The organism is Thermodesulfovibrionales bacterium (assembly GCA_026417875.1).
In the GTDB taxonomy this organism is placed as follows: Bacteria; Nitrospirota; Thermodesulfovibrionia; order Thermodesulfovibrionales; family CALJEL01; genus CALJEL01.
Genome location: JAOACK010000033.1, coordinates 1 through 20,268, shown reverse-complemented (window position 1 = coordinate 20,268; position 20,268 = coordinate 1). Strand labels below are relative to the sequence as shown.

The 20,268-nt window shown below is 39.6% G+C and carries 14 protein-coding genes; 10 read left to right on the top strand and 4 right to left on the bottom strand.

All coding sequences use genetic code 11. The annotated features are described in order from the left end of the window. Positions 1–67: 67 nt before the first annotated feature. Together N2257_07005 and N2257_07000 are read left to right on the top strand one after the other, a co-directional pair. Positions 68–847, top strand: a complete 780-nt coding sequence (locus N2257_07005; protein MCX7794133.1) for a ParA family protein — start codon at positions 68–70, stop codon at positions 845–847. Then, complete coding sequence (locus tag N2257_07000; protein ID MCX7794132.1) at positions 819–1,652, top strand: ParB/RepB/Spo0J family partition protein; 834 nt, start codon at positions 819–821, stop codon at positions 1,650–1,652. Before N2257_07005 ends, N2257_07000 begins: the two co-directional genes overlap by 29 nt. A 1,289-nt stretch (positions 1,653–2,941) precedes the next feature. Here N2257_07000 and N2257_06995 read toward each other — a convergent pair. Further along, positions 2,942–3,535 carry a DUF2301 domain-containing membrane protein gene (locus N2257_06995; GenBank protein MCX7794131.1) on the bottom strand — a complete coding sequence of 198 codons (594 nt, stop codon included), beginning with the start codon at positions 3,533–3,535 and terminating at the stop codon, positions 2,942–2,944. 14 nt (positions 3,536–3,549) lie between these two features. Beyond that, a complete protein-coding gene (mnmE, locus tag N2257_06990; protein MCX7794130.1) occupies positions 3,550–4,959 on the bottom strand; it encodes a tRNA uridine-5-carboxymethylaminomethyl(34) synthesis GTPase MnmE in 1,410 nt (469 codons plus the stop codon). A gap of 26 nt (positions 4,960–4,985) precedes the next feature. Between mnmE and N2257_06985 the strand changes: the two genes are divergently transcribed. Both N2257_06985 and N2257_06980 read left to right on the top strand, forming a co-directional pair. Further along, positions 4,986–5,888, top strand: coding sequence for a selenium metabolism-associated LysR family transcriptional regulator (locus N2257_06985; protein ID MCX7794129.1), 903 nt, complete (start codon positions 4,986–4,988; stop codon positions 5,886–5,888). Next, positions 5,885–7,771 carry a ChaN family lipoprotein gene (locus N2257_06980; protein MCX7794128.1) on the top strand — a complete coding sequence of 629 codons (1,887 nt, stop codon included), beginning with the start codon at positions 5,885–5,887 and terminating at the stop codon, positions 7,769–7,771. The genes N2257_06985 and N2257_06980 overlap by 4 nt, the downstream gene beginning before the upstream one ends. A 3-nt stretch (positions 7,772–7,774) precedes the next feature. Here the strand turns inward: N2257_06980 and N2257_06975 are convergent, their stop codons facing one another. Then, the gene (locus N2257_06975; protein ID MCX7794127.1) at positions 7,775–9,541 is read right to left on the bottom strand and encodes an OmpA family protein; all 1,767 of its coding nucleotides are present in this window, start codon (positions 9,539–9,541) and stop codon (positions 7,775–7,777) included. Between the two features lie 130 nt (positions 9,542–9,671). Further along, complete coding sequence (locus tag N2257_06970; GenBank protein MCX7794126.1) at positions 9,672–10,001, bottom strand: metalloregulator ArsR/SmtB family transcription factor; 330 nt, start codon at positions 9,999–10,001, stop codon at positions 9,672–9,674. Between the two features lie 79 nt (positions 10,002–10,080). Here N2257_06970 and lnt point away from each other — a divergent pair, with 79 nt between their 5' ends. The 6 genes from lnt to gyrA all read left to right on the top strand — a co-directional run. Then, positions 10,081–11,682, top strand: coding sequence for an apolipoprotein N-acyltransferase (gene lnt, locus N2257_06965; GenBank protein ID MCX7794125.1), 1,602 nt, complete (start codon positions 10,081–10,083; stop codon positions 11,680–11,682). Positions 11,683–11,783: 101 nt separating this feature from the next. Beyond that, the gene (gene prfB / locus N2257_06960; protein MCX7794124.1) at positions 11,784–12,860 is read left to right on the top strand and encodes a peptide chain release factor 2; all 1,077 of its coding nucleotides are present in this window, start codon (positions 11,784–11,786) and stop codon (positions 12,858–12,860) included. 240 nt (positions 12,861–13,100) lie between these two features. Then, positions 13,101–14,441, top strand: coding sequence for a chromosomal replication initiator protein DnaA (dnaA, locus tag N2257_06955; GenBank protein MCX7794123.1), 1,341 nt, complete (start codon positions 13,101–13,103; stop codon positions 14,439–14,441). 92 nt (positions 14,442–14,533) lie between these two features. Next, positions 14,534–15,628 carry a DNA polymerase III subunit beta gene (gene dnaN / locus N2257_06950; protein ID MCX7794122.1) on the top strand — a complete coding sequence of 365 codons (1,095 nt, stop codon included), beginning with the start codon at positions 14,534–14,536 and terminating at the stop codon, positions 15,626–15,628. A 14-nt stretch (positions 15,629–15,642) separates the two neighbouring features. Beyond that, positions 15,643–18,081, top strand: coding sequence for a DNA topoisomerase (ATP-hydrolyzing) subunit B (gyrB, locus tag N2257_06945; GenBank protein MCX7794121.1), 2,439 nt, complete (start codon positions 15,643–15,645; stop codon positions 18,079–18,081). A gap of 66 nt (positions 18,082–18,147) precedes the next feature. Next, on the top strand, positions 18,148–20,268 hold a 2,121-nt coding region (gene gyrA, locus N2257_06940), incomplete at its 3' end, for a DNA gyrase subunit A (protein ID MCX7794120.1).

Genomic DNA, 20,268 nt, shown 5'->3' with positions numbered 1-20,268 from the left:
CAGCTGAATGTGTTCCACGTGGAACACCCGTCTTCAGCCCTTTCATAGGCTTATGTTATAATCCATTGTGGCGAGGATACTGACAATTGTTAATCAGAAGGGCGGTGTTGGAAAGACCACTACTGCTATTAATCTTGGCGCATCGCTTGCACTGGCAGAAAAGGATATCCTTGTTATAGATACAGATCCCCAGGGAAATCTGACAAGTGGCCTTGGTATTGATAGAAAGTCCCTGAATGCTAGTCTTTATGATATTTATATTGAAAGGGCTCAATTGAAGGACATAATCCTTGCCACTGAGATAAACCATCTCTTTCTTGCACCATCCACAGTAGACCTGCTTGGAGTGGAAGTTGAGCTTGTTGGAAAAAACAGCAGGGAGTTTATCCTTTCAAAGGCAGTCTCTTCAGTAAAAGAGAGATTTCAGTATATCCTCATAGATTGTCCTCCCTCACTCGGTCTTCTCACTCTTAATGCTCTTGTAGCAGCAGATGGGGTTATTATTCCTGTGCAATGCGAATATTATGCCCTTGAGGGTCTGAGCCTTCTCATGCAGACCCTGAGTATGGTAAGAAGCTCCTTTAATCCAGGGCTTGAGATTGAAGGTATTTTGCTAACGATGTTTGATCCCAGAAATGCCCTCTCCCACCAGGTAGAGGCTGAGGTGAGAAAACATTTTACAGACCTTGTTTATGAAAGTGTTATTCCAAGAAATGTTGCTCTTGCAGAGGCACCCAGTCATGGAAAACCTGTGATGCTTTATGATATAAAATCAAAAGGTGCCCAGAGTTATATAGAACTTGCAAAGGAGATACTGAATGAAAACAGCGTTGGGAAGAGGAATTGAGGCCCTTCTGCCTGAAAAGGCAGAGGAGGTCATAAAACTTGATATAGACAGAATCATCCCTGGTGACCACCAGCCAAGAAAGGTATTCAGGGATGAGTCACTCAATGAGCTTGCTGAATCAATTAAGGAAAAAGGTATTATACAGCCTGTTATTGTAACAAGACAGGGAGACGGCACATTTAAATTAATAGCAGGTGAAAGAAGACTAAGAGCAGCAAAGCTCGCTGGCTTAAAAAAGATACCTGCAATAATCAAAGACCTTGCCTCAAGGGATGCCCTGGAGATAGCTCTTATAGAGAATATCCAGAGAGAAGACCTTGACCCTATAGAGACAGCCCTTGCCTTTGAGAGACTGAAAAAGGATTTCCATCTTACTCAGGAAGAGATAGCAAAAAAGGTTGGAAAAGACAGGGCATCAGTTGCCAACTATCTGAGACTCCTGGTACTGCCTGAAGAGATAAAAGAGAGGCTTCACGAAGGCAGCCTGAGTTTTGGCCATGCAAAGGCAATTCTTGGCATTGAAGACAGAAGCCTTCAGGTAGAAGTGGCAAGAAAGATTATAAAAGAAGGCCTTACCGTAAGACAGACAGAGGAGCTTGTTAAAAAACTTTCCAGCAGGGAACATAAACAGTCTAAGAAAAAGGTCTTAAAAGATCCCAGCATCTCAACCCTTGAAGAGAGGCTCAAAAAGACCCTAGGCACACCAGTAAGGATAATTCACAGAGGCAAAAGAGGAAGGATAGAGATAACCTATAACTCCCTCGAAGAATTTGATAGACTGCTTGACCTTCTTTCAGGCAGCTAACTTTTCCCTTTTATTATAGAGAGCAGAGCACTGACAGTTGAATTCGTTGCCAACCTTTTATTAAGCAGAGGTCTTATAAATAAAAGGCAGTTTGAGAATATACTAAATTAATCAAGAAGCAGCCAGAAAAAGGCTTCTTAAATTCAAGGAAAAAACCTCCACAGACCACACTACTTGATTCCACCAATCACTCAAGCAGAAACCATCTCTTCTATGAATATTGAAATCCCGAAATCCGATGGTAAATTTCTCACAGAAGATATTTCACAGAAGTAACGGCTGAGTCAATTGATATTGAAATAAAAAGATAGACGCACTTAAGCTTGACATAGAAGCTGTAACGCAATATTCTTCCAAAGCCATTTGCAATGAAACACCTGCTTGTATGACTGGCAAAAAGATGGCCAGATCACTCTTATAGTTTGTGACCCCTTTGACAGTGAACAAGTTGAGGCCATAAAAAGACTCCAGCAGGTATATGTAAAAATATTGATAAGCTCAAAGAGGGTATACTTAAGACAATCAAGGAATTTTACGGCTTCAGAAAATCCTGAGTGCTGAAGAGACAGAGGTCATGAAAACAACAGAAGGCAATTGATATTCACATTGAGCCAAAGAAAGAAGTTTAACACAGATGACGCTCCCTCTTCTTTGATAAGACCTCTTGACCTTGGCATACCAGCCTTTTTGATATCCTCCACTGTTATAGGAAATTGTTGCCCAGCGGCTGGTAAGAAAGATATGTCCTTACTGTAAAACACGCAGAAACCATAACATATGAGTAAAGGGATTACCTAAAGTTTTCTGGAAGTGTAAAAGTCTATTATGGTAAGGGACTGAGGAACACTGGTTATAAAGGAAGGACAGGAATATTTGAGGTAATGGATTTCTCAGAACGATTCAACCACTGTGAGAAGGACATTGCTGTTACATAAAAATTATATTATCTGTAAGCGGAGGGAATGAGTAAAGAAAATCTTATTAACTCATCATCTTAATAATTACACTGCTTAAGTATTCTTTTACAGTAAGATTATACTTTTTCATCAGACCATGAAAATTTGTCCTCTGTATGTCAATCACAGGCTAATTTTGTAACATTATAATCAATTCTGTTCATGCAAAATATAAACTTTTTCTATCTAATCTATAGATTTTTTATTGAAAATCTTCTTCAGCCTTTTGACTTATTAATGATTGAAGGATCTTAGGAAAGTTTCCTTTTTTCTATCTGAAGAGGTAGTGGTTTTTTACTTCAAAGATACTCAATCTAAATCATCAGTCTTCTTTTAAGGAATATACTTTGTCTTATCACCTACGTCAAAGCTTAGCGGCATTACGGCCTTTCTCAAGCCAAGAAAGAGCATTAAGACAGAACATCCCATTAGACCATAGATCTTTATCTCTTCACCCGCTATACTCCAGAGTAGCACATAGGAAGGAAGAAGAAAAGCAAGTATATAGCCCTCAATAAGATTAAAACAATATCCCTCCTTTGCTCCAATAAAAGCAAGGCAACAAAAGAGTGGAAGGAGCAAAAGGCTCGTAACAGGCATTGTCATGAGAGGTAAAAAAGGGTGGCCTCCACCAACATAAAAAAGGATCAGAAACAATCCAGCTGCAAAGATATACATACCCTTTAAAAATCTCTTCAGACTTCCCATATAAAGATGGATATTAAAAACACTTATTCCCGTAAATAAATAAAGACCAAGTATAAAAAGCCCTGATAAAGGCGAAGTCCACCTCTGTTGCTCGTAAATCAACATTGACATAGAGGCACCAAGCATCAGAAGACCTGAAATTATTATGCCCCATCTGTAAAAAAGAACAGAGATCTTATCCCTGAATTCAAGGGTCTCGAGTCCGAGCTTTTCAGCCACAAATACCCCTTCAATTATTTTCCGATACAAAACTCACTAAATATCCTGTCAAGAAGGGTTTCTTCTGTAAATTCAAGTCCCGTAATCTCATTGAGCGCCATAATAGCCTTTCTTAGATTGAATGTTATAATCTCAAGCAATCCACTTGTTTCCATCTCTGAGAGGGCAACCTCAATCGCAGCAATCGCTTCATCAATAAGTAATTTATGTCTTGCCCTTGTTAGTATAAGACCTGTTGAAGGCTCAAACCTGCCTGAACCCTCGCCATATACAATATGATCAAAAATCATCTCACGTAGCTCCTCGATTCCCTCTTTTTTAAGAGCAGAAACTACAGCAACCGGCAGATTCTCGAAAATCTCCCTGTTAACAACAATGCCCTTATCCGCCTTGTTGAGTATAACAATAGTTTTCTTTTTTTTACCATGGAGCTTATGAAGAATGGCAAAATCATAGGGTGTCAGCTCACATGAACCATCAAGAACAAACAATACAAGATCTGCCCTCTCAATAGCAGTCTCAGTCCTCCTGATGCCTTCTGCCTCAACAATATCCCTTGCCTCACGGATTCCGGCTGTATCTATTAATCTGAGGGGTATGCCCATGATGTTAATTATCTCTTCAATAATATCCCGTGTTGTGCCGGGCATATCCGTCACTATTGCCCTATCTTCACCGAGAAGAGCATTAAGAAGAGAAGACTTTCCGACATTTGGCCTTCCAGCAATCACAGTAGCTATACCCTCTCTCATAATCCTTCCCTGGTGAAAAGAAGACGAGAGCCTCCTTAATCTCTCCTTGAAAATCTTTATTCTCTCGGGCCAGTTTACAGGGCTGAGGTTCAGATCCTCCTCAGGAAAATCAATATAAGCCTCCAATTCAGCAAGTATATCCTGGAGTCCTGAGGATATATCATCGATCTCATCTCGTAATGCACCTGTAACCTGTTCAAGGGCAATCCTTTCAGCCTCTTCTGTCTTTGCCTTAATGAGGTCAAGAACAGCCTCTGCCTGAGTAAGGTCTATCCTTCCGTTGAGAAAGGCCCTCATCGTGAATTCGCCTGGAAGCGCAGGTCTTGCACCGAAATTTAACACAAGCTCAAAAACCTTCCTTAAGACAACATATCCACCATGACAGTTTATTTCCACCACATCCTCTCTGGTATAGGTATTGGGCGCCTTCATCACAGAAATAAGGACCTCATCAATTCTTTGGTTAGTGGCTGGATCAACAATAAAACCATAATAAATCCTGTGGCTTGGAGAAAGGGATGGTTTAATCCCCCTGGGAGAATGAAAGATCCTGTCAGCTATGTTCAGGGCTTCTGCACCACTTATTCGTACAATACCAATACCACCCTCTCCAGGTGGAGTGGAAATTGCAACTATTGTGTCATCCTGTATATTTTTACTTAACGCAGACATTCTATTAATTTATGATATATTAGATTATGGATATCCATCAACTAAAGGTTTTTTTATCGGTTTTTAAAAACAGAAGCTTTTCAAAGGCATCAGATGAACTTCACCTTACACAACCCACTGTAAGTGATCACATTAAAAGTCTCGAAGAAGAGCTAAATTGCAGGCTTTTTGACCGCCTTGGACGGACTATAATACCAACAGCCGAAGCAAGGATCCTCCATAACTATGCAATAGAGATAATGGAAAAGATGGAGGAGGCAAAATCAAGTCTGAAGAAAATTAAAAAACAGCCAGAAGGAGAACTAGTCATTGGAGCAAGCACAATACCCGGCACTTATATTCTTCCAGGTATCATAAAAACATTTAGAGAGCTTCATACACGCATAGAATTTAAATTGTTCATTTCTGATTCAAAAGGCATACTTGATAAGGTCCTTTCTCACGAACTATTTTTGGGGATAGTAGGTGCAAAACTAACAGATTCAAAAATCAACCATATCCCTTTTGGCGAAGACGAGCTGATACTGGTGGCTTCTCCTGACCTTGTCAAAAAATCACTTATAAGGACAGAAGACCTGAAGAGTCTTCCTTTTGTTCTCAGAGAAGAGGGCTCGGGCACAAGAAAGGTTATGGAAAAAATGCTTCATTCAGAAGGGATGACAATAGATGATCTAAAGATAGCAGGGATATTCGGCTCCACAGAGGCTGTTAAAGAGGCGGTCAAGGCAGGTCTAGGAGTTGCTATACTTTCCAGAGTATCTGTGAAGGATGAAATAAGTTCAGGCAACTTAAAAGAGATAAAGATTCAGGGCCTTGAGTTCAAAAGGCGCTTTTACATAATCTTTCATAAGAGAAGAAGTCTACCCTATCAGTATAAAGTGTTTCTTGATTATCTAAATAGAGTACATACTCTGGAGGAAGGTAAATGAATACAGAACTGCAAGCAAATAATATATCGACCTGGTTTTTTAATTTTATAAATCCTTTTCTCTTTTTACTGCTTTTTACTATTTTATCCGTACGACCTTTAACAGCTGAAGTTTCCATGGAAAGGGTAATGGAATTTCCAGAAAAAAAGATAAAGCTAATAGTGAAGAATACCAGGATAATATATAAAGATGGTCATTTTGAGGTTTCCTTCGAAATCTTACAAAAAAGAGAGGATCCCAATTTATCACTGGAGATCTACAATATACCTTTAAAATTCCGTACCGCTAACGGTGAGGTTCTGCAGGTTATCAGTCTTCGGGAAGATCAGGAAACTTATAAGGTGACACTTAATGATGAACCCCTCAGCATGGTAATAGATGAGGACCAGAAGCTACCGAGAAAACTGAGTGAAGAAGAATTCCTGCCAGCCATTTCTCAAATCTTTAAAGAAAAGGCCTTTCTCGTTCCACCAGAAAATGACAAAGAGCTTTATGAGCCAATAATTGGTTATCTAAAAGAAAAGAACCCTCACCTCGAAATCAAACCTGAGAAAGAGAAATTTGATCCAAAGGAGTCCTATATCTTTATCGGCACTGATAACCCTGAACTCCGGCGGCTCTTTGGTCCCCTGAAAATAATAGAGGCAGATTTTTCAATCAGTGTAAAAAGAAATCCCTGGCATCCCCACAAAATAGTAGCCATAGTCGCACTGAGAAAAGGTGAGGATACTGTAAAAACAATCAATTCTATACAGGAATTCTCTCAATATTCAACAATAGCAATATCAAAGGGCAAAGTGATACTGAAAGAACTTGAAGAGCCAAAAAGGGGCATAGAAATAGAGTTAAGAAAACCACCACGGATAATTGAACCAGGAAGGATACTGGCTCTTGAAGACGTCATCCAAAGAGTCTCTGGTAGAAAGATAATATATATCGGAGAATACCATGACAGAACAAGTCATCACTACCTCCAGAGAAAGTTCATCGAAGAGCTTTTCAAAAAAAATAAGAGGATCGCAATTGGTATGGAGATGTTTCAGCGACCTTTCCAGGACGTGCTGGATGATTATATAAATAAAAAAATTGAAGAAAAAGAATTTCTCAGGAAGAGCGAGTATTTTAAAAGGTGGGGCTTTGACTACAATCTATATAAACCTATCCTTGATTTTGCAAGGGAAAATTCCATTCCCATTGTTGCCCTCAACATAAAAAGGGAGATTATAGATAAGGTCTCTCAGTCCGGTATTGAATCCCTGACAGAAGAAGAAAAAAGGGAGCTGCCAGAAGAGCTTGATTTTTCCGATCAGGAATACAGAAAGAGACTCTTTGAGGTCTTCAGACAGCACAAAAGGCAGGATGGAAATTTTAATTACTTTTATCAATCCCAGATACTGTGGGATGAAACGATGGCAATGTCAATCGACCAGTTTCTAAGAAATGCTCCTGACTACCAGCTAATAGTACTTGCAGGCGGAGGACATTTAGCTCATGGTTCAGGGATTCCAAAGAGGGTTTTCAGAAGAAACACCCTTCCCTATGCAGTAATTCTACTTGATACAGAACCCGAAAAAGACATAGCGGATTTTATCATCTATCCTGATGAACTTGAGGGCATCAAAGCACCGAGATTAATGGTATCCCTTAAAGAAGAGCCTGCTGGCCTAAGGGTCACTGATCTTCAAGAAGATAGCCCCTCTAAAAAGGCAGGGATTAAAAAGGATGATATCATTGTTAAAATAGACGATGTCCCTGTATCCTCCATTGAGGACCTCAAGATTCATCTTTTCTATAAGAAAACAGGGGACACAGTGAAACTGACTGTTCGAAGAAAATATTTTCTTATCGGCGAAAAAGAAAGGGACTTTCTTATAAAGTTATAAAACTTACCAGTAAGCGATTATACTTACACGCCTGTTTGCCTTAACATGAGGATCATTTATGTTCTGGGGAGTAGGAATTTCCTTAAATTTTAATTTCTCCTCTCCATAGTACCTCAGGGAGATATTCTTCTTTATTCCATGATGCAGAAGAAAGGCCTTCACTGACTGTGCTCTTTTCCTGCTTATAAGAAGATTTGTCTTTCTGTCACCATGGGCACAGGCATGACCTTCAATTATAATCCTTTTATATTTCCTTTCCTTAAGATCCGAAATAAATTCTGAAAGTATCTCCTTATTTTCCAAAGACAGAACTGTCTCACCTATACTGAATTCAACGGTAGCCTCAATGGAGTTATTTTTTAATATCACTTTCTGCTCATTCTTTTGATCTGAAAGAGTGTCTTTATCTTCAGCCTTATCCTCTTCCTTAACCGATTCTCTTGACTCACTTACCATTCCTTCTCCGTACATCTTGGCCTTTTCATAAACCTTCTGTTTTTTCTCTGGTTTGCTTTCTTTCCGAAGATCTTTCTTTTTGCTCGCAAGCATATATGATGTTCCATTCTTTTTTATCTCATGAATCTCAGCCTTTTTCAGCTCCTTTCTATCAACAAAGATTTCTTGAGCAACAGGGGTATTCTTTTTTTGTCCTTCACCCACAACTTCTTTCTTTAAATCAGGCATTCTCTTTACAGAAATCTCTACCTTCTCCTCCGCATCCTCTGAAACCTTTAAATCTTTCCTTTCAGGATCAGCTTTTCTCTGTTCTATCCCTTTTTCAAGGTTAACTACTTCCTCGGTCTCCCTAACAGGCATCCGAGACGATGAGACTACCAGGTTATCCTCAGGAACATAAATCTCTGTCTTTCTGTCTTCAGAAGGTCTTCTCTTATCAAGCTTACTGTAGGTAACTGTCTCAGGCTTACTTTCTCCTGTAGAAAGCTCTTTTATAGAATCCTCTGAAAAGGCATTTTCTCTCTTCTTAAACTTCTCTTCAGCTATATGTATAGGAACCTGTTTTATCTTCTCTGTTGAACCCACTTCCTTTTTATTAAGGCCTTTATCTCTTTCTTCTATCAGGACTTCTTTCGCTCCAGCTTTGGGAATGCTTTCTTCTTTTCCTAAAACTTTTGCTAATACTTTTTCCTCAATCTCTTTACCTCCATCTCTGACCTCAATCTTTTCTCCTCCGCCTTCAGAAGCAGGCTCCTCCTGCAAGGTTTTAGCCTCCGTGGTCTTTCTATCGGCCCTCTCTACCCTGGATTCTTTAGAAATCTGCTCTTTAGTCTTTACAGTTATTAATCTTTCCTGCTGGAGCAATTCATTTGACTGTATCCCTTCAGGTAATCTAGAAGGTTCTGGTTTTTGTGCAGGGTCAAAGTAAAAAACAATTCCAGCAGCCAGAGCCAAGTCTGTCTGACCTCCTAACATATAGCTTCTAAGGTCAAATCTCAGAGCCATCTCATCTGAAAAAAAATACTGGAATCCTCCGCCTGCATTTAAAAGACCCTTTGTTGAGGTCTTATCATCCTTTTCTATTATCCCTGCCCCTGCACCGATCACAATAAAGGGCGTCATCCTTGATTCTGGTAAAAAGTTTAGGGAACAATCAAGAGATAACAGAACTGAGCCCGCCCGAGAAAAGGTATTAATAATACTCATGTCCAGGGATATGTAATTGGAAAGATTTATTCCAACAGAGGTTTTTCCAATTATGCTGTCAGAACCATTTCCTGGCGAAATCCATCCACCTGAAATTCCCAGGTTCACCTTCTCAGTTATGTCTCTTGCAATTACCTTGGAAGGAGAGAAAAGCAAGAAAACCAAAAGGATAAAACATAGCCCCTTAAAATGGCGTCCTTCCATTAAACAAAAGTTTTAAATATAAAACTATCTCTCGTCATGATGAGACAAGCTCTATATATTTTGACTTTTCCTTTAATTGCTCATTAAGAACTTCCTTCATAAGAGTGCATGCCTCTATTATTTTGGAATGGGATATGCTGTAATAAATATTAACACCCTTTCTCCTTGTTTTAAGCACACCCTTATGTCTCATTATAGCAAGGTGCTGGGATACATTTGCCTTTGGAACACCGAGTATCTCTACAAGCTCAGACACGGTCTTTTCTCCATCCTTAAGAACATTAAGAATCTCTATTCTTTTAGGGCTTGCAAGAACCTTGCATATCTCTGCCTGGAGCTCGTAGAGTGTTTTTTGCTTTTTCATGAATTCATTCTATATTATCTTTTTTAATAATGTCAAGAATTTTTTGATTTTTTTATGTCTGGTCTTTTAAAATTAATAGATGGTAAAAGCAACAGCACGATTGATAAAAGGTTTACTTCTGCCAGGCCTTTCAGGGGGCTTGCTTATCCTCTCCTTTCCCAGATATGAAATTTCCTTGCTGGCCTGGATATCCATTGTTCCCCTGATGATCGATCTTACCTTCAGTAAACTTTCTGGCAGGGATGCCTTTAAAAAAGGTTTTTTTATGGGCATGGTCTATTTCTTTGGAACACTTTACTGGATACACCATTCGGTCCATTATTACGGTGGATTGGGATTTGTACCGAGTATTCTTGTCGTGTTACTTCTATCAGCCTACCTAAGTCTCTATACAGGACTATTTTCCTTTCTGGTATTTAAAATTCACACCAGAACAGCCTATCCTTTACTGCTTCTTGCTCCTTCTATCTGGGTAAGCCTTGAATATATAAGAACTTATTTTTTAACCGGGTTTCCATGGTCAAGCATAGGGTATACCCAGTATAAAACACTGCACCTAATACAGATAGCTGACATTACAGGTATATATGGCATATCATTTCTGGTTGTAGCTGTCAATGGAGCAATTGTTGATCTTATTCTAATGAAAAAAAGGTTAGAGGACCTACCATTTTATCCTATCGCACCGAGGCTTGCTGGATTTGTTCTTCTTGGAGCAGCCCTGATAGCCACATTTCTTTATGGAAATGCGAGATTAAAAGAAAATATTGACCAAAAAACCGCAAAAATAAGCATTGTACAGGGCAATATACCGCAGGATAAAAAATGGGAGCCATCCTTCCAGGCAGAGGTAATGAGAATTTATAAAGATCTCACAAGAGAGATTGCAATAAAGGAATCTCCGGAACTCGTGGTCTGGCCGGAAACAGCAGTACCCTTTATATTCAGCGAGCCTCGCTTTGCTCAAGCAGCAAATAACATAACTATAGTGCCAAAAGATACCGATGAAATTTTCAGCGCAGACCTTACAGAATTTGTAAAGCAAATCAATACCTATCTGCTCTTTGGATCTATCAGAAAGGGATATGAAAAAGGTCAGGAGTACTTCACAAACGGCGCCATTCTTCTTGGTAAGGATGGAAAAGTTACATATACATATGATAAAATACATTTAGTCCCCTTTGGAGAGTATGTTCCCCTCAGGAGTGTCTTATTTTTTATAGATAAGATTACAGTTGGTATAGGAGACTACAGGCCCGGAAAAGATATTAAAAAGGCAATTTTACCATCAGGCACTTTTTCAACCCTGATATGTTACGAAATTATCTTCCCAGGTCTTGTGAGAAAAGCATTCAAGGAAGGTGGAGATTTTATTGTGAATATAACAAATGACGCCTGGTTTGGCAGAACCTCAGGTCCCTATCAGCATTTTTCAATGGCGGTTTTCAGGGCTATAGAAAATAGAAAGCCTGTTATAAGGGCTGCAAATACCGGGATTTCAGGTTTCATTGACAGTAAAGGAAGGATAATTGCACAGACACCACTGTTTGAAAGACTGGGTATAACCATGGATATAGGATTGAGTGATAAAAAAACCTTTTATACAAGGTTCGGTGATCTCTTTGTTTATTTCTGCCTGATTGTTTCTATACTTGGATTATCAAGAGTATTATCTATTTAAATCAGGAGGTTTAAAAATGCTTGAAAAGGAAGAATTAAAGGTTCAGCTTGAAGAGATAAAGGAAAAGACAAATACATTAAGGGGGTATCTTTGATATAGATATACTACTTGATGAGATCAGGATTATAGATTCAGAGCTTCAGAAGACAGAGGTATGGAGCTCCCATGAAAAGATGCGTGAACTTACAAAAAGAAAGGCGAGACTTCAGGATATTCTTGAACCCTTTGATCTGATAAACTCAAAAATAAATTATATTGAAGAGTCCCTGGAACTTCTTGATGAAGAAGGTGGAGAGATATTTGTTAATGAGTTAAGAAGTGAAATAAAATCCCTTAACAAACTTATAGATGAATTAGAGCTTAAACATCTCATGACAGGTGAACTTGACAGAAACAATGCCATTTTATCAATACATCCAGGAGCAGGCGGCACGGAGAGTCAGGACTGGGCACAGATCCTTATGAGGATGTATCTAAGATGGGCAGATAGACATAATTTTAAGACAGAGATTCTTGACCTTCTTCAGGGTGAAGAGGCTGGCATAAAGGATGTTACTATTTCTATTACCGGACCGTATGCCTACGGATTCCTTAAGGCTGAGGCTGGTGTACACAGGCTTGTAAGGATATCCCCATTTGACGCAAATAAAAGGAGGCATACCTCTTTTGCTGCTGTTCTTGTCTATCCTGAAATAGAGGATGATATAACTGTAGAAATAAAAGAAGAAGACCTAAGGATTGAGACATTCCGAGCATCTGGAGCAGGTGGGCAGCACGTAAATAAAGTCTCATCTGCTGTAAGGATTACCCATATTCCAACAGGCATAGTGGTTGCCTGCCAGAATGAAAGATCACAGCACAGAAATAAGGCAATGGCATTAAAGATACTTAAGGCTAAGTTATACGACAGACAGCTCAAAGAACAACAGGAAAAAATAGAAAGCCTTGTTGGAGAAAAAAAGGATATCTCCTGGGGTAATCAGATAAGGTCTTATGTACTTCAACCCTATCGTCTTGTCAAAGATCACAGAACAGGCCTTGAAAGAGGAGATGTGGATTCTGTTTTTGATGGTGATATAGATGAGTTTATTAAAGAATATTTAAAAATTTTGAATAAAAGAAAAGTTTTTGAGCCGGCAGTTTCAAAGAAAACTACTTCTTCTAATTTAAGTAACTAAAATAGTAGTTGTAGTAGATGTATTAAAATTGTTGGCATTATAGCAAGTGGTCATCAGCCAGCGGATTGATGACTTGAGAATACATAAATCTTAAGCCTTTTAGCGATTGAAGTTTTTATGTTAATAAATCTCTTGGTAAATTTCAGTAATTGAGGGGAAATTGTTAGGAAGAAATTATCCACAGAAAGTTAACAAAAAAGAAGTTAATAAATCAAGGAGTTACTAACAGGTGTTAGTAAAATGTTAAAAAAAAGTCAGGAAATATGGGAGAAGGTACTTGAAAGGCTTGAAGAAAAGGTTGGGAGGGGCTCATTTGAGCTGTGGTTTAAGCCCATAAAACTTATTGAATTAAAAGAGGAAATTTTAACAATAGAGGTACCTAACAGGTTCTTTAAAGAATGGATTGAGGAAAATTATGTCAATTCTCTAATAGAGGTTTTTAACGAGATAGCTAATTTTAACGGTCAGATAAAATTCAAGATTGCTGAAAAGGATAAAGATAGAGAGCTCAAAAAAGAGGTCTTACAGCTTGAAAACAGGACAAAGAAACTTGCAAGCAAGGGTATTTTTCTTAATCCCAGGTACACCTTTGAATCCTTTGTTGTTGGTCCATCAAATCAATTTGCCCATGCAGCAGCAAAGACGGTTTCTGAGTATCCTGGCTCTGTCTATAATCCACTATTTATCTATGGCGGAGTGGGTCTCGGAAAAACCCATCTAATAAATGCAATTGGAAATTATATAGTTGATCATATTTCTGGTCTTAATGTACTCTATGTGCCGATTGAGCAGTTCACAAATGAGGTTGTTGCAGCCATAAGACACCAGAAAATGGCTGAATTGAAAGAAAAATACAGAAATATAGATGTTCTGCTTGTTGATGATATCCAGTTTATATCCGGAAAGGCCACTGTTCAGGAAGAATTATTCCACACCTTCAATTCTCTTTATGACAAGCAGAAACAGATAGTTATGGCAAGCGATAGACCCCCAAAGGAGATACAGGATATTCCTGATAGATTAAAGACCAGATTCGGCATGGGTCTCATTGCAGATATACAGCCCCCTGAGTATGAAACAAAGATTGCAATACTTAACAAAAAAGCAGAGAAAGAAAAGATAAAACTGCCTGAAGATGTCTGCCACTGGCTTGCAAAAAAGATAAAGTCCAATATAAGAGAACTGGAAGGTTGTCTGATAAAGCTTGCTGCTCACAGTTCTCTTACAGGTGCACCTATTACCATGGAGATGGCAAAGACAGTACTTAAAGATGTAATATCTGATGAGGAACGGCCAATAACGCCTGATCTTATACAGAAAACTGTTGCAGAGGCCTTTGGATTAAAGGCTCAGGACCTCAAGGTTAAAAGAAGGACCAAGGAGATAGCTATTCCAAGACAGGTTGGCATGTACATTGCTCGGGAACTTACTCAGTTATCTTTAAGTGATATAGGTAAACATTTTGGCGGCAAAGACCACTCAACAGTTATCTATGCATGTAAACAGGTGGAGGATAAAATGTCTAAGGACGAGCAGTTTAAGAGTCTTGTTAAATCAATAATTGAAAGGATAAAACCTTGAAGGTCTGTTATGTGAACTGTTTTTACTCAAGCGTATTTATAACTCATTACCTTACGGATTACTTAATTATTAGATAAATAAAGGAGGCAATCATGATTCTTACTGTATTAAAGAATGAGTTTATGAAATACCTTTCCCAGATTAAGGGCATAGTGGATAAAAAAAGCACAATGCCTGTGCTTAACCACTTTCTTCTTGACTGCCGGAAGGAGCCACTTCTTTATGCAACTGACCTTGATACAGCAATAAGGCTCCACTGTTCGGAATTCAGGGTTAAGAGACCGGGAGCTCTTGCAATTCCTGCGAGGACCTTTATACCTCTAATAAGTGAACTTGAAGGTGATATCCTTCTTGAAGAAAGGGAGAATTTTAAACTAAAGATATCAGCCGGTAAGGTTTCTGCTGAGATTGCCTGTCTTGATCCACAGGAATTTCCTCTCTGGCCTGATATTGAGGACGGCGTGGAATTAACCATTCCCATAAAAGTTCTGAAGGAAATTATAGAGAAGACAGTTTATGCTGCAAGCGACAGTGATACAAGATATGTATTTAATGGCATCCTGCTCCACCTGACAAAGGAGGGTCTGCGCGCTGTTGGTACAGATGGTCACAGGCTTGCCCTTTACAGAGCAATGGACAGTGAACTAAATATTCAGCAGGAACTCAAGGTTATCCTGCCAAAGCGAGCCATGAACGAACTGAGGCGCCTTGTAGAGGATGAGATGGTTACCATTAAGGCCGGAAAGAACCATGTTCTTTTTCAGAGTGGAAGTCTTGAATTTCTTACAAAGGTAATCGAGGGAACCTATCCCAATTATGAACAGGTAATACCCAAGTCATGCTTAAAGAAATTTACTTCTACAAAGGAAAATTTAGAAAAAGGCCTTAAGAGGGTATCCATAATATCCCGCGAAAGATCAAACGCTATTAAAATGGATCTAAAGGAAAATACCCTTAAACTGAGTGCATCTAATCCTGATCTGGGAGCCATTGAAGAAGAACTTTCAGTGGGGTTCGAAGGAGAACCCTTTACAATAGGCTTCAATGCAAGGTATTTACTTGATAGTCTACAGGTTATAGAATCTGAGGAAATAATAATGGAATTCAATGATCCCCTTGGTCCATCCATACTGAGAGGTTCTGGTGATGACAGTTATCTTTCAGTAATAATGCCAATGAGGATTTAAGGAGGTTAGGCAGAATGGCTGACAAAAAACAGGCTCAAACACCCGAGGTCAATGATAATGAGACCTATGGTGCTGAGGCAATAAAAATACTTAAAGGTCTGGATGCTGTCAGAAAGCGTCCGGCCATGTATATTGGTTCAACAGGTCCAGAGGGACTTCATCACCTTGTGTATGAGGTTGTTGACAATAGCGTAGATGAGGCACTTGCTGGATACTGTAAAAATATTGAAGTAATAATTCATCATGATGGAAGCTGCACAGTCATAGATGATGGAAGGGGTATTCCCACTGAACCCCATCCCGGAGATCCTGAGGGAAGATCTGCTGCAGAGATTGTACTTACAGAGCTTCATGCTGGAGGCAAGTTCGAATCAAAGGCCTACAAGATTTCTGGAGGACTTCATGGAGTTGGGGTATCTGTTGTAAATGCCCTCTCAGAATGGTTAGAGCTTGAGATAAGGCAGAACGGTCTTGTCTATCAGCAGTCCTATGAGAGGGGAAGACCCAGGACCCCTCTGACAGTGGTGGGAAAGACAAAGGCCAGAGGAACAAAGATCACCTTCAAGCCTGATCCAGAAATCTTTGAAACAACAGAATTCAATGCTGATACACTTGCCCAGAGATTGAGGGAGCTTGCCTTCCTTAACAAGGGTCTTCAGATCACACTAAAGGATGAAAGAACAGGCAGAAAAGAGGCCTTCAGCTACAAGGGTGGCATAGTCTCCTTTGTAGAGCATCTTAATAAGAATAAAACACCAATTCATGCCAAACCCATTTATATTGAGGGTGAAAAGGATGATGTATTAATAGAAATTGCCCTTCAGTATAATGATGGATATGCAGAGACCATATATACATTTGCAAATAATATTAATACAAGAGAGGGAGGGACTCATCTAATAGGTTTTAAATCAGCCCTTACGAGAACAGTTAATTCCTATGGTCTTAAGGCAGGTATCCTTAAGGAAGGAAAGGAATCTCTTACAGGTGAGGATATAAGGGAGGGGCTTGTTGCTGTTGTGAGCGTGAAAATTCCAAACCCCCAGTTTGAAGGCCAGACAAAGATGAAGCTCGGTAATACAGAAGTAAAGGGAATCGTTGAATCCCTTGTGAATGAAAAACTATCCCAGTATTTTGAGGAGAATCCTTCAGTAGCAAGAAAGATTGTTGAGAAGGCTCTTCAGGCTGCAAGGGCAAGGGAGGCAGCGAGAAAGGCTAAGGAGCTAACAAGAAGAAAAGGACTTCTTGAGGATACAACCCTTCCGGGGAAGCTTGCTGATTGCACAGAGAAGGATCCTGCCCTGTCAGAACTTTTTATTGTTGAGGGTGACTCAGCTGGTGGTTCTGCGAAACAAGCAAGGGACAGGAGATTTCAGGCAATCCTACCTTTAAGAGGAAAGATTCTTAATGTTGAAAAGGCTCGTTTTGACAAAATGCTTTCAAGCGAAGAGATAAAGGTTCTTATTACAGCACTTGGAACAGGGATAGGACCTGATGATTTTAATATCTCAAAGATAAGATACCACAAGATAATACTCATGACAGATGCTGATGTAGATGGTGCTCACATCAGGACCCTTCTGCTAACATTTTTCTTCAGACAGATGCCAGAGGTCATTGAAAAAGGCTATCTTTATATTGCCCAGCCTCCTCTTTACAGGATTAAGAGAGGTAAGCAGGAGTTTTATGTCCAGACTGACGGAGAACTACAGGATATGCTCTTAAAAATAGTACAGAATGAGCTTGATGTTATTACATCTGGCAGGAGAATCCCTTCCGAGGAACTTCCAAAAAAATTGAAGACACTCCAGGCAATTGACAAGCTCCTTCTATGGTTTAAAGATAGAAGGATTGATCCTGATGTACTTGCCTTTATAGCAGCAAAGTCTGTAACAAGGGAGACTCTGAAGGCAAAGACAAGGGTGAAGGAAGTGCTTTCTGATCTTAAAGAGCATATTCCTGATATCCAGACAGGGGAGATCGAAGAGGACGAGGAGCATGGAGGATATAAGTTTAAGGTGAAAAGACAGACCTACAGATTTACAGTTAACTATGAACTTGTAGCCTCACCGGATTATAAAGAGCTTGAGGCCCTTTACAGAGCAAGACAGGATTTTGTTCCTCCCTACAAGGTAACAGTCCATAAAAAAGAGGAGACTTCTCCATTACAGAAGGAAATGGAATTTAAGACAGACAGAGAGCTTCTAGAATATGTCCTTTCTCTGAGCAAAAAAGGACTCACCATTCAGAGATATAAAGGACTGGGTGAGATGAATCCTGCTCAGCTCTGGGAGACAACAATGGATCCTGAAAAGAGGTCACTGCTCAGGGTTACCATTGAGGATTCTGTTAAGGCTGATGAAATCTTTACAATCCTAATGGGTGATCAGGTTGAGCCAAGAAAGGAATTCATAATGAAGCATGCCCTTGAGGCAAGAAATCTTGATATTTAATTAAGGCAGTGTCTTTTAGAAATTAAAAAGTACATTTTTTGATCGGTCATTAAAGGAGGTAAATAGATGGAAGAACAGCAGAGACTAATAGGTGCTTCAGTAGGTAACCGTGAACTTGAAGAGGAGATGAAGGTAAGCTATTTAGATTACGCAATGAGCGTTATTATAGGTAGGGCGCTTCCTGATGTAAGAGACGGACTCAAGCCTGTGCAGAGAAGGATACTTTATGCAATGTTCAGAGAAGGACTTCTTCCGGGAAAGAAGTATTCAAAATGTGCAGGTGTTGTCGGAGAGGTTCTAAAAAAATACCATCCCCATGGAGATGCTGCTGTTTATGATGCCCTTGTAAGACTTGCCCAGGATTTCAATATGCGTTACCCCCTGGTGGATGGACAGGGAAACTTTGGTTCGATAGATGGTGATCCTCCTGCAGCCTATAGATATACAGAGGCAAGGCTTGCAAAGATAGCTGAAGAACTCCTTGCTGATATTGATAAAGATACAGTTGATTTTGTTCCTAATTTTGATGAAACTACAGAAGAGCCTGTTGTTCTTCCAACAAAAGTGCCCAATCTTTTAATAAATGGTTCCTCAGGTATTGCTGTTGGAATGGCAACAAATATTCCTCCACACAATCTTGGAGAGGTTATAGATGCCCTTGTAAAACTCCTTGATGAGCCCAATACCTCCATTGAGGAATTAATGGGTGTTCTTAAGGGTCCTGATTTTCCAACTGGCGGCATTATATATGGAACAGAGGGTATAAAACAGGCTTATCTTCATGGTAAGGGGCTTATAAAAATAAGGGCAAGGGCAAGGATCGAAAGGGATAAAAAAGGTGAAAGGATTGTTATTACAGAGATTCCCTATCAGGTCAATAAGGCTCAGCTACTTAAAAAGATCGCTGAACTCATAAGGGATAAAAAATTTGAGGGCATATCAGAGCTCCGGGATGAGTCGGACAGGGATGGAATAAGGATAGTCCTTGAGCTAAAAAAAGGAGAGATCGCCCAGGTTATACTTAATAATCTCTACAAGCACACCCAGATGGAGAGTACCTTTGGAATCATCATGCTTGCCATTGTTGAGGGCCAGCCAAGGATACTTAACCTAAAAAAACTTTTGAATCTCTTTCTTGAGCACAGAAGGAATGTTGTTTTAAGAAGAACAGCCTTTGACCTTAAAAAGGCCGAAGAAAGGGCTCATATACTGGAAGGACTCAAGATTGCTGTTGAAAATCTTGATGCAATCATAGCCCTTATAAGGGGTTCCAGGTCACCGGAAGAGGCAAAGCTTGGCCTTATGAAAAATTATCCCCTCACTGAAATACAGGCACAGGCAATCCTGGACATGAAGCTACAGAGATTGACTGCACTTGAAAGAGACAAAATCCTCCTTGAGTATGAAGAGACCCAAAAGGAGATAAAGAGATTAAAAGAGATACTGGGAAGCGAAAAACTTCTAAAGTCCATTATCAGGCAGGAGTTTCTAGAAATAAAGGAAAAATATGCTGATCCAAGAAGAACAGATATCCTTGAAGAGACAGGAGAGCTGAAAATTGAAGACCTCATAACAGAGGAGGACAATGTTATAACAATCTCCCATTTCGGATATATAAAAAGGGCACCTCTTTCACAGTACAGGATTCAGAGAAGAGGTGGAAAAGGCCTCACAGGCATGGAGACAAAGGAAGAGGATTATGTTACAGACCTTTATATTGGTTCCACGCATGACCATATTCTTTTCTTCACTAACAAAGGAAAACTCTACTGGCTTAAGGTTTACCAGATACCAGAAGCTGGTAGATACAGCAGAGGTAAGGCTATTGTTAATCTCCTTCCCCTTGAACAAGATGAGAGAATTGCAACAGCACTTGTTACAAGACTTGATAAAGAAGGCTATATTGTAATGTTCACAAAAAGAGGTCTTGTTAAGAAAACAGACCTTAAAGAATTTTCAAATCCCAGGTCAAAAGGGATTATTGCCATTACCCTTGAAGAAGGAGATGAGCTTATATCAGTAAAACAGACTGATGGAAAATCAGACCTTATTATCGGAACAAAGAAGGGTCTTGCAATCAGATTTAAGGAAGAGGAGGTCAGGCCAGTAGGAAGAGCTGCCAAAGGCGTAATTGGCATAAGACTCCTTAAGGATGATGAGGTGGTGAGTGCTGATACTGCTCAGGAA